At 38.4% G+C, this 15,217-nt stretch carries 18 protein-coding genes; 7 read left to right on the top strand and 11 right to left on the bottom strand.

Annotation, left to right across the window (positions count from 1 at the left end):
* The first annotated feature begins 159 nt into the window (after positions 1–159).
* Positions 160–423, top strand: coding sequence for a hypothetical protein (locus HLV59_RS07565; protein WP_016145660.1), 264 nt, complete (start codon positions 160–162; stop codon positions 421–423).
* Here the strand turns inward: HLV59_RS07565 and HLV59_RS07560 are convergent.
* The gene (locus HLV59_RS07560) at positions 418–1,119 is read right to left on the bottom strand and encodes an alpha/beta fold hydrolase (RefSeq protein ID WP_171429667.1); all 702 of its coding nucleotides are present in this window, start codon (positions 1,117–1,119) and stop codon (positions 418–420) included. The genes HLV59_RS07565 and HLV59_RS07560 overlap by 6 nt on opposite strands.
* 174 nt (positions 1,120–1,293) lie before the next feature.
* Between HLV59_RS07560 and HLV59_RS07555 the strand changes: the two genes are divergently transcribed.
* A complete protein-coding gene (locus HLV59_RS07555; RefSeq protein WP_016145661.1) occupies positions 1,294–1,587 on the top strand; it encodes a hypothetical protein in 294 nt (97 codons plus the stop codon).
* 96 nt (positions 1,588–1,683) lie between these two features.
* Here the strand turns inward: HLV59_RS07555 and fumC are convergent, their stop codons facing one another.
* A complete protein-coding gene (gene fumC, locus HLV59_RS07550; RefSeq protein WP_163118476.1) occupies positions 1,684–3,078 on the bottom strand; it encodes a class II fumarate hydratase in 1,395 nt (464 codons plus the stop codon).
* A 116-nt stretch (positions 3,079–3,194) separates the two neighbouring features.
* Positions 3,195–4,202 (bottom strand): UDP-glucose 4-epimerase GalE, encoded by a 1,008-nt coding sequence (gene galE, locus HLV59_RS07545; protein WP_171429666.1) that lies wholly within the window; start codon positions 4,200–4,202, stop codon positions 3,195–3,197.
* 65 nt (positions 4,203–4,267) lie between these two features.
* On the opposite strand from galE, the gene tusD reads away from it, so the two are divergent.
* The 4 genes from tusD to HLV59_RS07525 are packed head-to-tail and all read left to right on the top strand — an operon-like array spanning position 4,268 to position 5,663.
* Entirely contained in the window at positions 4,268–4,636 is a 369-nt protein-coding gene (gene tusD / locus HLV59_RS07540; protein WP_002115623.1) for a sulfurtransferase complex subunit TusD, read from the top strand.
* Positions 4,637–4,680: 44 nt separating this feature from the next.
* On the top strand, positions 4,681–5,031 hold the full coding sequence (locus HLV59_RS07535) for a hypothetical protein (RefSeq protein ID WP_151748207.1): 351 nt from the start codon (positions 4,681–4,683) through the stop codon (positions 5,029–5,031).
* Between the two features lie 17 nt (positions 5,032–5,048).
* Positions 5,049–5,333 carry a DsrH like protein gene (locus HLV59_RS07530; RefSeq protein WP_151748206.1) on the top strand — a complete coding sequence of 95 codons (285 nt, stop codon included), beginning with the start codon at positions 5,049–5,051 and terminating at the stop codon, positions 5,331–5,333.
* 18 nt (positions 5,334–5,351) lie between these two features.
* Positions 5,352–5,663: a TusE/DsrC/DsvC family sulfur relay protein gene (locus HLV59_RS07525; protein ID WP_002115694.1), complete on the top strand. Its 312-nt coding sequence runs from the start codon at positions 5,352–5,354 to the stop codon at positions 5,661–5,663.
* 2 nt (positions 5,664–5,665) lie between these two features.
* On the opposite strand, the gene HLV59_RS07520 is transcribed toward HLV59_RS07525, so the two are convergent.
* Positions 5,666–6,529, bottom strand: a complete 864-nt coding sequence (locus HLV59_RS07520) for a DMT family transporter (RefSeq protein ID WP_016145666.1) — start codon at positions 6,527–6,529, stop codon at positions 5,666–5,668.
* Between the two features lie 123 nt (positions 6,530–6,652).
* On the opposite strand from HLV59_RS07520, the gene HLV59_RS07515 reads away from it, so the two are divergent.
* Complete coding sequence (locus tag HLV59_RS07515; RefSeq protein WP_171430595.1) at positions 6,653–8,044, top strand: aminotransferase-like domain-containing protein; 1,392 nt, start codon at positions 6,653–6,655, stop codon at positions 8,042–8,044.
* A gap of 11 nt (positions 8,045–8,055) precedes the next feature.
* Here the strand turns inward: HLV59_RS07515 and HLV59_RS07510 are convergent, their stop codons facing one another.
* From HLV59_RS07510 to HLV59_RS07480, 7 genes are all read right to left on the bottom strand, one after another.
* Entirely contained in the window at positions 8,056–8,538 is a 483-nt protein-coding gene (locus HLV59_RS07510) for a winged helix-turn-helix transcriptional regulator (protein ID WP_005068860.1), read from the bottom strand.
* A 207-nt stretch (positions 8,539–8,745) separates the two neighbouring features.
* Complete coding sequence (locus HLV59_RS07505; protein WP_171429665.1) at positions 8,746–9,981, bottom strand: molybdopterin molybdotransferase MoeA; 1,236 nt, start codon at positions 9,979–9,981, stop codon at positions 8,746–8,748.
* Positions 9,981–10,904 carry a bifunctional molybdenum cofactor biosynthesis protein MoaC/MoaB gene (gene moaCB / locus HLV59_RS07500; RefSeq protein ID WP_000799986.1) on the bottom strand — a complete coding sequence of 308 codons (924 nt, stop codon included), beginning with the start codon at positions 10,902–10,904 and terminating at the stop codon, positions 9,981–9,983. The genes HLV59_RS07505 and moaCB overlap by 1 nt, the downstream gene beginning before the upstream one ends.
* 23 nt (positions 10,905–10,927) lie before the next feature.
* Positions 10,928–11,413 carry a molybdenum cofactor biosynthesis protein MoaE gene (locus HLV59_RS07495; protein ID WP_171429664.1) on the bottom strand — a complete coding sequence of 162 codons (486 nt, stop codon included), beginning with the start codon at positions 11,411–11,413 and terminating at the stop codon, positions 10,928–10,930.
* A gap of 3 nt (positions 11,414–11,416) precedes the next feature.
* Entirely contained in the window at positions 11,417–11,671 is a 255-nt protein-coding gene (locus HLV59_RS07490; RefSeq protein WP_171429663.1) for a MoaD/ThiS family protein, read from the bottom strand.
* Positions 11,672–12,712, bottom strand: coding sequence for a GTP 3',8-cyclase MoaA (moaA, locus tag HLV59_RS07485; RefSeq protein WP_171429662.1), 1,041 nt, complete (start codon positions 12,710–12,712; stop codon positions 11,672–11,674).
* Positions 12,713–12,939: 227 nt separating this feature from the next.
* Entirely contained in the window at positions 12,940–15,213 is a 2,274-nt protein-coding gene (locus tag HLV59_RS07480; RefSeq protein WP_171429661.1) for a molybdopterin-dependent oxidoreductase, read from the bottom strand.
* Between the last annotated feature and the right edge of the window lie 4 nt (positions 15,214–15,217).

Below are 15,217 nucleotides of genomic sequence, written 5' to 3'. Positions count from 1 at the left end.
TAAAACCTTGTATTTCAAAAGTAAAGATTTTTTTCATTTTGAAAAATGACAAACTTTAACAACCCGAAATCTTTTGTAAATTAATGCCAACTTAATAACTTAATCTAACAGCATTAAGTTTAGTACAATTGAAAATTATCTTTAATGTATGGATGTCTAATGGAGAATCATGAAATTATTCTTCAAGACGAACATCATAAACAGTTTAAGATTGTGAAAGTTCAAGATGTTCGTTTTGATAAAAATACGCTTAACAATAGTTACCAATGGTTATGGATATTTGATCATAGTTCAGAGTTTTTTCCATTTGAATTATGGGATCAACTGGATCATGCAACTATTCATCAAAAGATCAAACTTGGTAATCAAGTTTTCAGAATTATTAAGATCCTTACAAAGAAAACGAAAATTAGACCCTCATAAAAGATAAGTACTTAACCAAGTTGAAATCACTGAAACCAATATCTTCGGCTGTTCAATCGGAATCATATGGCCCGTATTTTTAATTATCTCAAGCTTTGCATGTGGCAACTGATCTAATAATTCTATCGCTTCTTCCTTAGAACGCAGCTGGTCCTCTGCACCAGAAATAATTAAAGTTGGGCATGTGATCTTACTCATATCATAAGAACTTCTATCTAACATAGATTGTTTAACGAACTCTTCATAACCTAAAGTCCTGCCCATCTCTTGGATTCTTTTTACAAGAGCGCGATTCTGAACATTCGATGGATGAAGTGTTTTTTCAATCGATATTGAACTTAGCCCATGGAAATTTTTCCCCGTGTTAAGTTTAATCGCCGTTAACTTTTGATTTTTCTGCTCTTCTGTATCTGAGCGTAATGAAGACGCTATTAAAACAAGCGCCTTAACTTTTTGAGGAAATTGCTCCAATATAGATCTCGCAATGTATCCTCCAAGTGAGAATCCAATTAGTACAAAGCTCTCAGGCGCATTTTTAGCAATATTCTGAGCAATCTCTTTTATTGTTTGTCCTTCTTTTAAAGTAGCTCGATATGTATTCCACTCTTTAGGCACCTCATTTATGACTTCATTCCACAGAGATTCGTCAAGCATATAACCAGGAATTAAAACAACTGAAAGTGGCTTTTGATTCATAAGTTTTTTAATACCTTACTTGTAAATTATAGCTAACAGCATTTTATGCTAATAAAAAAATCGATAACTAGAATATTGAAGTAAAAAATAAAATCACTATATAAATTAAACAGTATTAACTTTAGAAGCGCGCCAGACTAAAGCATTCTATTTCTACGCTTGAAGGAGGTACACATGAAAGTTAGAGCATCACGTACGTATTCCGCCTCAGCAAATAATTATTTTATTTCCAAAGAATACGACTGTACTGTTATTCCTGTAAAAGGAATGTGTTTTATCGACTCTGGTTTAACTGAGAGTGGAGTGATTCAACCCGTAGAAATTATTGAAGTGACCATAGAACCAGAATCTAACTCGTACCATGTTCTTTTAGCAGGCGATCCTCATGACCACGAAAAAGAAGAGCTAAAAAAGAAATTTGAAGCGATGAAATCTCATGGTTGGGAATATATAGAAGGCTTACTTTGATATTTTCCTATCTCAAGCTATAAGTTAGTCTCTACCTATAAAAGCCCTCGGATGAGGGCTTTTATATACACATTAACGCTTACATTGTTTTAGTGATTACTTGCTATTTGGTGAAACCATTTTTTCAGGTTTTACCACTTCATCAAATTGCTCTGCTGTAACCAAACCAAACTCAACAGCAACCTGCTTCAACGTTTTATTTTCTTTATAAGCAGTCTTTGCAACTTTTGCAGAATTTTCATAACCAATCACTGGGTTTAACGCTGTGACCAACATGAGAGAGTTATGTAAGAAGTGGTCAATCTTATCTCGATTAGGCTCAATTCCTACCGCACAGTGGTCGTTAAAACTATTACACGCATCACCAAGCAATTGAATAGACTGCAATAAGTTATAAGCAATTACAGGCATAAATACGTTTAACTCAAAGTTACCGGAAGCACCAGCCACGTTAATGGTCGTATCATTTCCAAGCACTTGCGCGACAACCATGGTCATTGCTTCACTTTGTGTCGGATTTACTTTCCCCGGCATAATGCTTGAACCAGGTTCATTTTCAGGAATACGGATTTCACCGAAACCACAGCGTGGACCACTGGCCAACCAACGAATATCATTCGCAATTTTATTTAAGCTTACAGCTAAAGTTTTCAATGCACCTGATGCAAAAACAGCTGCATCACGCCCCGCTAGTGCTTCAAATTTATTAGGCGCAGTTATAAATGGCAAACCTGTAAGTAGAGCAAGCTGAGCTGCTGCTTTCACTGCATAGTCAGGATGTGCATTTAACCCGGTTCCTACAGCAGTTCCGCCCAATGGCAACTCATATAAACCACTTAAGGCTTGTTGTAGTCGAACCAATCCATGCTCAAGCTGAGAAACATAGCCACTAAACTCTTGGCCTAAAGTTAATGGTGTGGCATCTTGCAAATGGGTACGGCCAATTTTGACGATGTCTTGAAATTCGTCAGACTTTTTTTGCAAAGTCGCTTTAAGTTGCTCAACGGCAGGGATGAGTAATTCGTTAATTTGCAAACTTGCTGCAACATGAATAGCCGTTGGAAATGAGTCGTTTGTTGATTGAGCACGATTGACATGATCATTTGGATGTACTGGTTTTTGTGCGCCTAAAGCTTGCCCTAATTTCTGGTTTGCAATATTGGCAATCACTTCATTACAGTTCATGTTACTTTGCGTACCAGAACCCGTTTGCCAGACAACTAAAGGAAACTGTGAATCCCACTTGCCATCAATGACCTCTTCAGCTGCGCCCACAATATATTGGCTCAAATCTTGTGGTAATTGTTCAAGTTCAGCATTGGTTATTGCAGCAGCCTTTTTGACTAAACCCATTGCTCGAATCATGGCACGGGGTAATCGTTCTTGCCCGATTTTAAAGTTCTGCAAGCTGCGTTGAGTCTGTGCCCCCCACAATGCTTCATTCGGAACTTCAATCTCACCCATCGTGTCATGTTCAATTCGTGTTTGCATAGAAACCTCGGTTATCTCAATAAAGAACTCACGGGCTGAAGCAAGTATTTGCTCTGGCTAGTTAATTTTGAATATCCTACTCAACCATACCAGCATTGTAAATAAGAATCATTATCTTATCTTCCATTTAGCGTATTTTGATAAAAGCGCCATTCATCTTCGATCATTTGTTTTAACGTGCGTTTCGGCGACCATTGCAATAAGGTTTTTGCTTTCCCAATATTAGCCCCAACTTGATCTAACTCAACATGTTTATAAATTGCTGATTGTGTCGGAATCTCAGCTTGAGTGACTTGGGAAATTTCATCGAGTAATTGACGAATTGAATGAACTTGATCATGGGCAATATTAAATGCTTCACAACAATGTGTTTGATCACGCAGCCAATGTAAACTCGCGCTCACCGCCTCGCATAAATCTAAAACATGTAGAAAACTACGTTCAGTCGTATGATCTGACGTTTCGGCTTGATCTTGTAATTCAATCAAATCACGCTGCATCGCTGCGACTTGCATCGCAAGTGGTACGATATTTTTAGGGAGCTGAGCGACATACTCTCCGAGTACACCATGTTCAAATGCACCTACAATATTAGATAAGCGCAAGATTGCAATTTTCCACTCATGGTCAATTTTATAAGTATCACGGATAATTTCTTCAATCATCTGTTGAGACTTAATGTAGGGATTAGGATAAGCGTAATTAAATTCTTCTGTTTCACTTAATTGCAACCCAGATTTCCCATAAGCTGCAAGACTAGACAAGTGAATAAAGTGACGAACACCTGTACGTTGCATGGCGCGTAATAAACTCATGATGCAACTGACATTATCATTATAATATTCAAGAGGTTTAAGGTTAGATTCTTCAATTGATTTGAATCCGGCAGTATGAATAACCGCATCAATTGAGTATTGCTCAAACACCTTATTTAATGCTGGTGTATTACGTACATCAAGTTTGACAAATGGAACGTACATACCAGAAATAAACTCTAGCCGTTCAAGCGTTTGCAAGGTCGAATTAGCCAAATTATCGACGATTACCACTTCTTGCCCTTGAGCCATGAGACTCAACGCAATGTGTGAACCGATAAAGCCTAAACCACCTGTCACTAAAATCATTGTATACTTACCTTTCTCTTAATGTATCTACGCCCATTTAGACGTATGACCATAGTGAATTCTCAATGAGTACATTACTACTAATTACCTCTGCTCCTACTTCCATTCATGCTTGGCATGCGTTAGGACTTGCTCAGGCACTCAAAAGTAAAAATGAAGACTTCCGTGTATTCTTTTACCAAGATGGCGTGCAGGTTGCTAATGATTTTCAATGGGTTCCTGACGACCAGCGTAATTTAACGCATGAATGGCAAAAGCTTGCGATTCGTCTTCCTGTTTGTGTGAGTGCTGCCCTCGCTCGTGGTATTACAGATGCAGAAAATGCTAGTCGCCATCACCTCACTCATCACAACCTTGCCAAAGACTTTGAACTTGTCGGGTTAGGTGAACTTGCTGATGCAGTACAGTCAGCATCTCGTCTTATTCAATTTTAAGTTACTTTGTTTGCTTAGATTGTTGCTTTTAAAAGGTATATTGTGTGAAATCTGTACTCGTCATCTTAAGCCAAGCAAATTTAACCAGTCTTCAAATCAATGAAAGCCTTTCCGCTACTATGGTTTTAGCAACCTTTGGCTCACCAGTCAAAGTATTATTGAAAGATGGTGCTCTTAGTCTTTTGCAAAATGATTTGTGCTTTGATCAGTTTGCTCAGGCTTTTAAAGTGGCTTCAAATATGGTCGAAAGTTTTGAGTTCTACGACTTGAGCCCCATTCTGATTGAAAGTAAAAATCAGCAACATCCTCTTGTACAAAAAACCGAACAAGAGATTGAATTTGTTCAGTTGAATGCTGAATTTATTCAATCTTTTGATCATGTTCTATATTGGTAGATGAAGGTGTAAGTTTAATGAATCCATCAACGCTTTATCTTGTGCAATCTTCTTATCACGCTACGCCTAAGATTATTGATGAGTTAAGTCATCTTATTCAGGCAGGTGACCAGATTGTTTTTATGGGTGATTCAATTGCACAGCTTTCTGCTGAAATGATTCAATCATTTGAATCTGTTTCATGTTTAAGCGTCGAAAAAGATTTACTTGATACAGATACTTTAGCTCAGATGAATGTATTAGATTATGATCAATTTGCTGATCTGATTTTGACGTTTAATCGCTGTATTTCTCTTAAATAATATATTTAGGCTGGTTTCATGAATTTAGAATTAGACCAAGATGGTCATTTGGTTGATTACACAATTTGGAATCCCGAAGTTGCACAAGAACTTGCCAAATCACTTGATCTTGAACTCACTGATTGGCATTTTGAAGTCTTAGCGGCTGTACGTCAGTTTTATCAACAGTTTGGACATTCTCCAGCAACTCGCCCACTGATTAAATTTTTAATGAAAACGGTCAGTCCAGAAATTAATAATGCGGTTTTACAGCAACAATTTAATACTGGTTTAGTGGCGCGTCATTTAAGTCGTTTAGCAGGGATCCCTAAACCAGCAAATTGTTTATAAAATTAAGTAAACTTTTTGGCGGCAGCAACGCATAAAATAGTTGCTGCTGTAACCACTAACATTGACCAACTTACTTGTTCGTTTAACAAGACCGCAGCAATACCTAACCCTATTAAAGGCTGTAACAGTTGTAGTTGGCTAATTGCAGCAATTCCTCCTTGTGCAAGCCCTTTGTACCAAAAGAAAAAGCCAATCAGCATACTAAATAAAGACACATAAATAAGGCCAACCAAAGCTGACGTAGACACGCTCTGAAATGAAGCTGGCATATAAAAAATAGTCAGAAATAGCATAAAAGGTAATGACAAAATTAACGCCCAACAAATGACCTGCCACCCCCCTATTTTTCTTGAAAGAACACCGCCTTCTGCATAGCCAAAGCCACAAAAAATAATTGCCATTAGCATATAAAAGTCACCCATCCCAAGTGATGTATCACCAGAGATGAAAAACATATAAGCGAAGACAACCGCACTCCCCAAGACTGCAAATATCCAGAAAAATTGATTCGGTTTTTCGCCGCCTCTCAACACAGCAAATATTGCTGTTGCAAGGGGTAAAAGGCTAACAAAAACGATTGAATGAGCTGCATTCATGTACTGTAGGGCAAGTGCTGTAAACAACGGGAAACCGATCACCACGCCTAAAGCAACGATGGCAAGAGGCCACCAATCTTGCTTAGCTGGTTTCTCTTGTTTTAAAACTAATATCAGAATAAGACCTAAAATCCCGGCAATTGCCGCACGTGCTGCGGTTAAAAAACCAGGATCGAAACCCATTACAGCTACACGTGTTGCTGGCAATGAACCCGCAAAAATAGCTACGCCAATAAAACCATTAACCCAGCCATTCATAAACCTATTCATAATTTTCTCCGTCACTATACGAAGAATTTAAGCTGTGCTAAGGTGATTAAACCAGATACAAAGCAGTACAATTTAAAAGAACTGTTATGTACTACTAACCAGTACAGTTGGGATTTTAAGTCAGTGAATCAGAGCAAAACAAAAATTGAAATTGTTATTTCAGAGATTGAGCAACAAATAAAAAATCGGTCTTTAATGCCTGGAGCACGCTTACCTTCTGTTCGTAAGTTAGCGAATGATCTGGGATTTTCAGTATCAACAGTTGTAGAAGCGTATGAAAGATTAATTGCTTTGGGAAAAATCGAATCAAGAACTGGATCTGGTTTTTATATTGTTGGTCCGCTCGCACCTTTAGCTTTAAGTGAATTAGGCCCTAAATTAGATCGTTCAGTTGATCCATTATGGATTTCACGTCAATCTTTGGAAGCAAAAGCAGATGTTTTTAAGCCTGGTTGCGGTTGGCTACCTGATGACTGGATGCCCTTAGACAGTATTCGTAAAGCCTTAAGGTCAGCTGCAAGAAGCCCTGATGATTGTTTAATGGGTTATTCAACACCGTTAGGATTACCCGCTCTACGTGACTTACTGGCAAGACGCGCTCAAGCAAAAGGGATAAACGCAAACCTTAATCAGGTGCTTTTAACAGACTCAGGGACTCAAGCGATTGATTTGGTTTGCCGATTTTTATTAAGGCCTGATGATGTGGTTTTGATTGATGATCCTTGTTATTTCAACTTTCATGCTTTACTTAAAGTTCATCAAGTCAAGGTTATTGGTATTCCCTACACACAAACAGGTCCTAACTTAGAGGCATTTAAAGAAGCAATTGAAACTTATAATCCGCGTCTTTATATCACCAACTCAGGAATTCACAATCCAACTGGAGCAGTACTTTCTCTTTCTACGGCGCATCAATTATTAAAGCTTATTGAGCAATCCAATTTGATTGTTGTTGAAGATGATATTTTTTCAGATTTTGAATATAGCCCTGCTCCTCGGCTTGCTGCTTTGGATAATCTTTCACGTGTAATCTTTATTGGAAGTTTTTCTAAAACGTTATCAGCATCTATTCGCTGTGGTTATATTATTGCAAAACCAGAATGGATTGATCAGCTCACTGACCTGAAAATTGCCACTAGCTTTTCTCACAATGGAGTATCGGCTGAAGTTTTATTAAGTGCTTTAACAGATGGATCTTACCGTAAACATATAGAATTACTAAAGGTTCGTTTAACAAAAGCGATGCACGATACGATTAATAAACTTGAACCATTAGGTATCAAGCCATGGATTAAGCCTCAAGCTGGAATTTTTGTTTGGTGTCATTTGCCAGAGGGAGTTGAAGCTTCAAAAATTGCAAAATATTGTATTAACCATCATGTTATTCTTGCACCAGGAAATGCGTTTAGCCAAGCTCCTAATGCTGGTCAATTCATACGTTTTAATGTAACCCAGTCAAATCATGACCATATCTATAAGACCCTAGCTGATGCGATTCAACAAGAGTCTTCATAATTAGTAATAAATTAGGCTTGTTTCTGTTTTTGCTGCATATATGCAAAATAACCCGGCCCAGCTGAAACCTGAACTTGTTTTGCATGTAAAGGTTCACGGCAAACCGAACATACCATGACTGGTTCAAACTTATGACCACAAGTTTTATGACGATATTCTAAAGGTTTACCCAAACCTTGATCCATCCATTTATCTGCCCAATTTGCCATAGATAAGATAATTGGATAAAGCTCAAAACCTTTATCAGTCAATTTATATTCAAAACGTTCCTGACGGTCAAAATAAGGAGCTTTGACTAAAATTTCATATTCAACTAAACGCTTTAGGCGATCCGAAAGGACATGACGAGTTACACCTAATGACTTTTGAAAATCGTCAAAACGGCGTATTCCCATAAAAGCATTACGTAATATTAGCATCGTCCATCGATCGCCAATTACTGATAGCATACGAGCAACCGAACAAGGTTGATCACCGATGTCGTCCCATTTCATCTTTATGCGTTCCTCGATATTTACTAGCCTAATGGCCCTATTATTTATACCCTAAACCACTTACCACGATTTATGCAAGATTCATTATAAAAATAACTTCTTATCAATTTTATAAAAGAATTATCATTATAAAAAAATAAAAAGTTATTATATAAATTTGCTTAACAAATATAACTCACCCAATTGTATAGTGAGTTATATTTATCATTAGTTTGAAATGAATACGCCTTTCAATATATAACCCGCTTCCAACTTTACATTTGCCGGAATTCGAACTAGACAATTGGCTTGCATTAAATTACTCAGCATGTGCGATTGTTGTTTTGCCAGACTTTTAACTTTGAGTTGTCCATTGTCAAAATAAGCATGCATTCGTAGAAAACGCTCGCGTGCATCCTCTTTTAAATCATGATCTAAAATTGCACTAAACCACTCTGGCCCAGTTTGCTTTCCCTGCAAAGTATCGAGCAATACTTTACCGTAAACCTGCATAGAGACATAGACTGCAGCAGGATTACCCGGCAACCCAAGCAAATAACAATAGTGATCTTTTTTAGGTTGAGAATATTCAGCAAAAAAGAGTGGCTTACCCGGCTTTTGTTTTACTTTCCAAAAGATCTGTTCAAAACCAACTTCAAAAGCGCATGGTCGAACAAAGTCATAATCACCTACTGACACTCCGCCTGTGGTTATGATGACATCATGACTATCTTTTAATCGGTCGAAATATTGTGTGACCTGTGTTGCCTCATCTGCCACATGAATAATTTCAACATCTAAGCCATAATCTTTAAACCAAGCTTTTAGTAATGGACCATTTGCATCAAAAATTTTACCTTCGGCAAGATCTTCTGCTTTTTCGGCAACTTCATCACCAGTAACTAAAACAGCGACTTTCGGTGCACGGTAAATCTCAACCGTTTGTACACCCGCCATACTTAAGGCAGCTAAGCTTCCAATATTTAGAAACTGTCCAACTTGTGCAAGCAACTGTCCATTCTGGATTTCTTCGCCAGTAAAACGGATATCAGCTTGAGAGCGAATATGTTCAGTTAACGAAATTTCTTGTGCTGAAATGACCTCTACTATTTCTTGCCTCGCAACATGTGTTGTGCCTTCAGGAATTTTACCCCCCGTAAATATACGAATTGCCTGACCTTCACTCAAAATGTCATGACTTTCGCTTCCAGCACGAATTTCACCAGTAACCTGAAATTTTTGATTATTTAAATCTTCTGCATGGCTACAAAGCGCATAACCATCTACAGCACTTTGAGAAAAGCTTGGCAAATTAATTTCTGAATAAATTTCTTTAGCAAGATACCTGCTTAGGCTATTTTGAAGCGCTTGCTGAATTGAACCTATTTTTTTAGGACGATTACTAATCAGCTCAATTGCTTCATCTACGCTAATCAATCCACGTTCTGCACCACAACCAGCCATTACTCATAGCCTCCCGGATGTGGTAAATCTCGGCAAACATCAAAAATATGGACTAAGGCAGGTAAAATAGCAGCCATTGATTCGCTTGCTCCACCACGGCTTCCCGGCAAAGTCACCACCAGTGAACGATCAATAAAACCGGCTACTCCACGCGACATTGCAGCATATGGCGTGCGTTTTTGTCCAAAAGATCGTGCAGCTTCCATTAAGCCATCTAACTTACGTTCTAAAAGGGGCTCTAACGTATCGACCGTAATATCACGTTTACCAATTCCCGTACCGCCAACAGTCATAATGCAAGCATATGATTTGCTCAGCTCAAGCACTAAGTTTTTTAAAGTATCCGCTTCATCTGGCAAAATCTGGTAATGAATTGGGTCGAATCCTGCCTCGGTTAAAGTTTCAACTACAGATTTTCCGGCAGTATCTGGCTTTCTACCCGCTGCGACAGTATCGGACAGCACAATAACAGCCGCCGAAACAGGCTGACGAAGAACTCGCTTAAAGTGTGATTTCCCACCTTTTTTCTTAAGCAATTTACATTGATCCATCCAGAGCTCTTCTGGTTCACAATGCGGTTTTAACATGTCATAAATGGTTAACCCTGCAAGACTGGCAGCAGTTAAGGCTTCCATTTCTACGCCAGTTGGACCAATGGTTTCAACCACGGTAATAATCTTCACAAAATCATGTTCTAATTCATATTCAACATCTGCACGATAAATCGGCAGTGGATGACACAAAGGAATCAGCTCATCAGTACGTTTTGCTGCCAAGATTCCTGCAACACGTGCAGTTTTTAATGCATCGCCTTTTTCAGTATTTCCTTGTCTTAATAATTCGATACAGTGTGGTGGTGCGTATAAAATGGCTTGTGCTTCAGCAACACGATAACTTTCCGGCTTCATTCCTACGTTTTTCATTATTTATCCTAATCTTGCTTATTTCAGTGTGAGTGTTCATGGCCGGCATGATGGTGATGTTTGTGTTCGTGCGGTGCATCCTTACGAATACAGCAACCTTCTACATAGTGACTTGTACCATCTGCAAAGAACTCTTCTTTAAACACAGGCACTTCATGTTTTACTCGCTCAACCGCTTCTTCGCATGCTTGAAACGCTTCACGGCGATGGGCTGCATAAGCAATTGCAATGATTGCTGTTTCACCGACATCTAGATGCCCAATCCGGTGAACCACTCGCACATAAGATACCTGATACTTTTTCTCAATTTCTAGTTCAATTTCACGTATCATTTTTTCAGAAAGCGGTTTATACGAGGTATATTTCAACGCTTTTACCGCTTTCCCTTCATGGTGATTACGAACCGTTCCCATAAAAATATCGATTCCACCACACTCAGGAAATGATTCAATAGGATCAAAAGTATCTAAACTCAAAGCCTGCTCTTGTATACGTGCAAAATCTCGCATGGCTTAGCCTCCTGCAACTGGTGATAATAAAACCAAAGTACACGGCTGACTTAAAACAGATTGTCTGGTTATAACGTTATCCTCTATCGCACACGCACATTTTTCCATGGCCTGTGTACATTCTGGATGTAAACTAACAATTTGATCTAAGACATCTTTCACTAAAGTATTGGTAGGACAAACAATCGAAAGATTTTGGGGAAGCAATTTTTCAATTGCACCGAACGATTCGATTTTAATTTGGATAGATTGCTGCATTTATCCCCCAAGCATATGCATACTGATTTTACGGGTTTGTTGATGTTGTAAGGCATGAAAGCCTTTGGCTTTATTCCAGATATACGGCATAACTCTCTCTTTTAACTGCTGACTATGTAGCAGATGATCGCTTGAGTTCTGTGCGCGCAATAATGCTTGAAGCTGTGGCTTAATATTTAAACCCTGCTGCGCAAATAGACAGTTATACAACTCACCTTGTGCTGTTAGTCGTATGCGATCACATTGGTGGCAAAATGAATGAGTAATGGTTGAAATGATGCCTAGAGCATAGCTATTGTTAAGCAGATATTGGCGCGCTGGTTCATGCTGCTGCTCAATAACTTGTACTGAATAATGCGGTTGTAAAGCCTGTAAAATATCAGCTTCACTCACCACATCTTTATTTGACCAAAGTGCATCACCATCAAGTGGCATGAATTCAATAAAACGTAGTGGAATATGGTTGGCGATTGACCATCTCACCATAGGTAAGATTTGATCGTCATTTTTATTTTTCATTAACACACAGTTGATTTTAAAAGGTAGTTTTGCATCTTTTGCAGCTTGAATACCCTCAAGAACTGGTTCTAATTTTTTCTTGGTGAGCTCTTTAAATTGAATCGGATCTAAGCTATCTAAACTAATATTTAAGTCATCTAAACCAGCATCTTTTAATTGCTGAGCGTATTTAGCCAGATAATGTCCATTAGTGGTCATTGAAATACGTTTTAAGCCTAATACTTTTAGAGCTTGTAAATCACGGACGAAATGGACAATGCCTTGACGCATTAATGGCTCTCCGCCCGTAATACGGATGCTTTCAACACCATGTTGCACCATAAAACTGCAAAACTGAAAAAGCGCCTCAAAACTAAGCAAATCTTGTTTATTTAGCCATTCAGGATGTTCAGGCATGCAATATACACACTTAAAATTACAGCGATCGGTTACCGAAATTCGTAACTTTCGCTTGATACGCCCATATTGGTCTTGTAGAACAGGTGGCGTATTTTCAGAGTGATATTGTTTCATCTTTTGCACTCATGTCGAGAACAGTTCAAATATTGCTAGCACTGATTATGAGCAATTAAACTTAAAAAATTGCGCCTTAGTAGTGCTTTAATCTTTATAGCAAAATTTGTTCCAATTCTATTTATCATCCATAATTCTTTGGGTTTTAATTAAAATATTCGCCTTACCGTTTTAGCTCAGTTTTAAAGCTTTAAAAAACCTTTGTGGCGTCAACCTGTTATATGTCTGCTCTATTTCTAGCACTTTTCTAAACGTATGGGTATATATTTATGGTACGGCGTTTTAGATAAAGGATCACAATGCTCACCAGAAATTAGCAGATTTAATTGTGGTCCAATTGGCTCTCCACCTTGGAAGCGCATGCCATAGCCATGTGGAAGTGACACCACACCTTTTCGCATTCCCTCATCAAAATCTACAGTAACCTGAATTTCTCCATGTTGTGAGATACATTTGAGCTGACCTCCTGCATCTACATTTAAGTTTCTCGCATCTTCAGGATGAATTCGTAAAGCCCCTTCAGCATCTACTTTTCGCCAAGCTGGATCACGGTAAATTTGATTGGCGTTATAACTACGTCGCTCACCTGATAAAAGTATGAATGGAAACTCTTCAGCATTAACCTGATGATTTTTTAAATTTGCTAGCTCAGTTAACATCTCTGGAATAGCAAGGCGTATTTTCTTATCTTTATAAGCCACCAATTTCCAGACTTCGTCATATTCATGTTGCGATAACACCACACCTGAACGTTGCTTTAAAATTTGTTCAAATAAACGAACGCCTAAGGTTAAAGGATTACCTTTGTAACCTGCACGACGTACAGCCTTAGTATGTAAGACAGCATATTGAATCGATAACGGCAATAAAAAAGCAACTGAATCTGCAGAATTGCCAATTCGTTTGCCAAGAGTTCGATAAATGATAGAAGCAGCAAAAGGGATATATTTTTTATTTCGCGCAAAAGTAAGCCCTAATGCCGACAAGTACGGTAAATAGGCTGTTTTTTTCGAGTCGACTGAAGCTATTTTTTCTAAAATTGGAAAGCGTTTTGGAATCACCTGCATGGCTTCAAGTAATCGTGTATATATTTCGGCTTCTGGTAAAGTGTTTGCTTGAGCAGTCAATACGGGATGTCGCAGGTGAAAGCCATTCTTAGGAAACTCAAGATTAAAGCCAGTAAATTCCCATTTCTCAAATTGAGTATGAGCAGGCAAAATGTAATCCGCTAGTCTTGCTGTTTCTGTCATGGCAACATCGACCACAACCAAAAAATCTAATGCTTTAAAGGCTTCCTCAAAAGCAGGTGTATCAGGGTAAGTTAATAGCGGATTACAACTATCTACAAACACAGCACGAATTCGTTTTTCCCCTGCTTTTAAGATTTCATCGGGTAAAATATTAGGGGGAAAGAACCCAGAAATTGGGAACATTTTATGGTAAACACTACGTCTATATTTCGGCTTTCTTTCATCTGTATCGCTTAAGATTGGAATAAACATGGTATGTAAATTATTGGTACCCTGCTTTCCAAAGTTTCCCGTCACTAAGTACAGTAGTTTTTCTAAATATCCATTTAATGTCGTATTTAAAGTATGTTGAATACCTAAATCAATCCGCACACAGCCTCTTTTTGCCTTTGCAAAGTCTCGAACAACCTGATAAATCAAATCGACTGGAACATCAGCTTTAGCAATATAGTCTTCAATCGGGATATGACTAAATGCTGTTTTCACGTCTTCAAAATCGTGCGTATGCTGATCGATAAATGTTGCATCATAAAGCTTTTCTTTAATAATGATCGCAATCATGGCCGACATTAAAAAAGCATCTGTCCCCGGTTTTAATTGCACATGAATATCTGCTTGTTTTGCTGTTTCAGTAACACGTGGATCAAACACCACCATGGTGCGGTTCGGATCTTTCTTAATATGTTTTAACGTGTCTCGTGCGTTGGGAATACCATGGGCCTGAAAAGGATTTGTCCCAATAAAAAGAACATAATCGGCATATTCAACATCTTCTGTGGTATGGCAAGCCTGGCTCCCGAACAAACGCCCATTGAGCCAGAAATCACCCGTTTTTTCTTGTGCAAGCGAGTTATAAGCATAATAACTTTTCATAGCCAGTAAAAGTTGTCGACCATAAGCTGCACCTAGATGGTTGCCTTGACCACCGCCCCCAACAGATGCAAAAGCTGTCCCACCAAAATTATCTCTAATCTGTACTAATCGATCAGCAATTTCTTGAATGGCGACATCCCAGCTCACTTCTTGAAATGAACCATCTGGCTGGCGTTTTAAAGGCGCGTTCAAACGGTCTGCATGTTTCTGGTAGTGTTGTAATCTGGCAGCTTTTTGGCAAATGTACCCTTGAGAAAATGGATGCTCAGGATTGCCTTTAATTTTGACAAACTGATTATCTTTAACTTCAACACTTAAACCGCAGTTTCTAGAACACAAAATACATGCGGTCACATCTGTTTTATTTTGCTGAACTGCATCGATCATTTTT

The organism is Acinetobacter lactucae (genome assembly GCF_013122135.1).
GTDB lineage: Bacteria > Pseudomonadota > Gammaproteobacteria > Pseudomonadales > Moraxellaceae > Acinetobacter > Acinetobacter lactucae.
The sequence above is the reverse complement of the archived record's forward strand: the minus strand, read 5'-3'. Positions and strand labels throughout refer to the sequence as shown.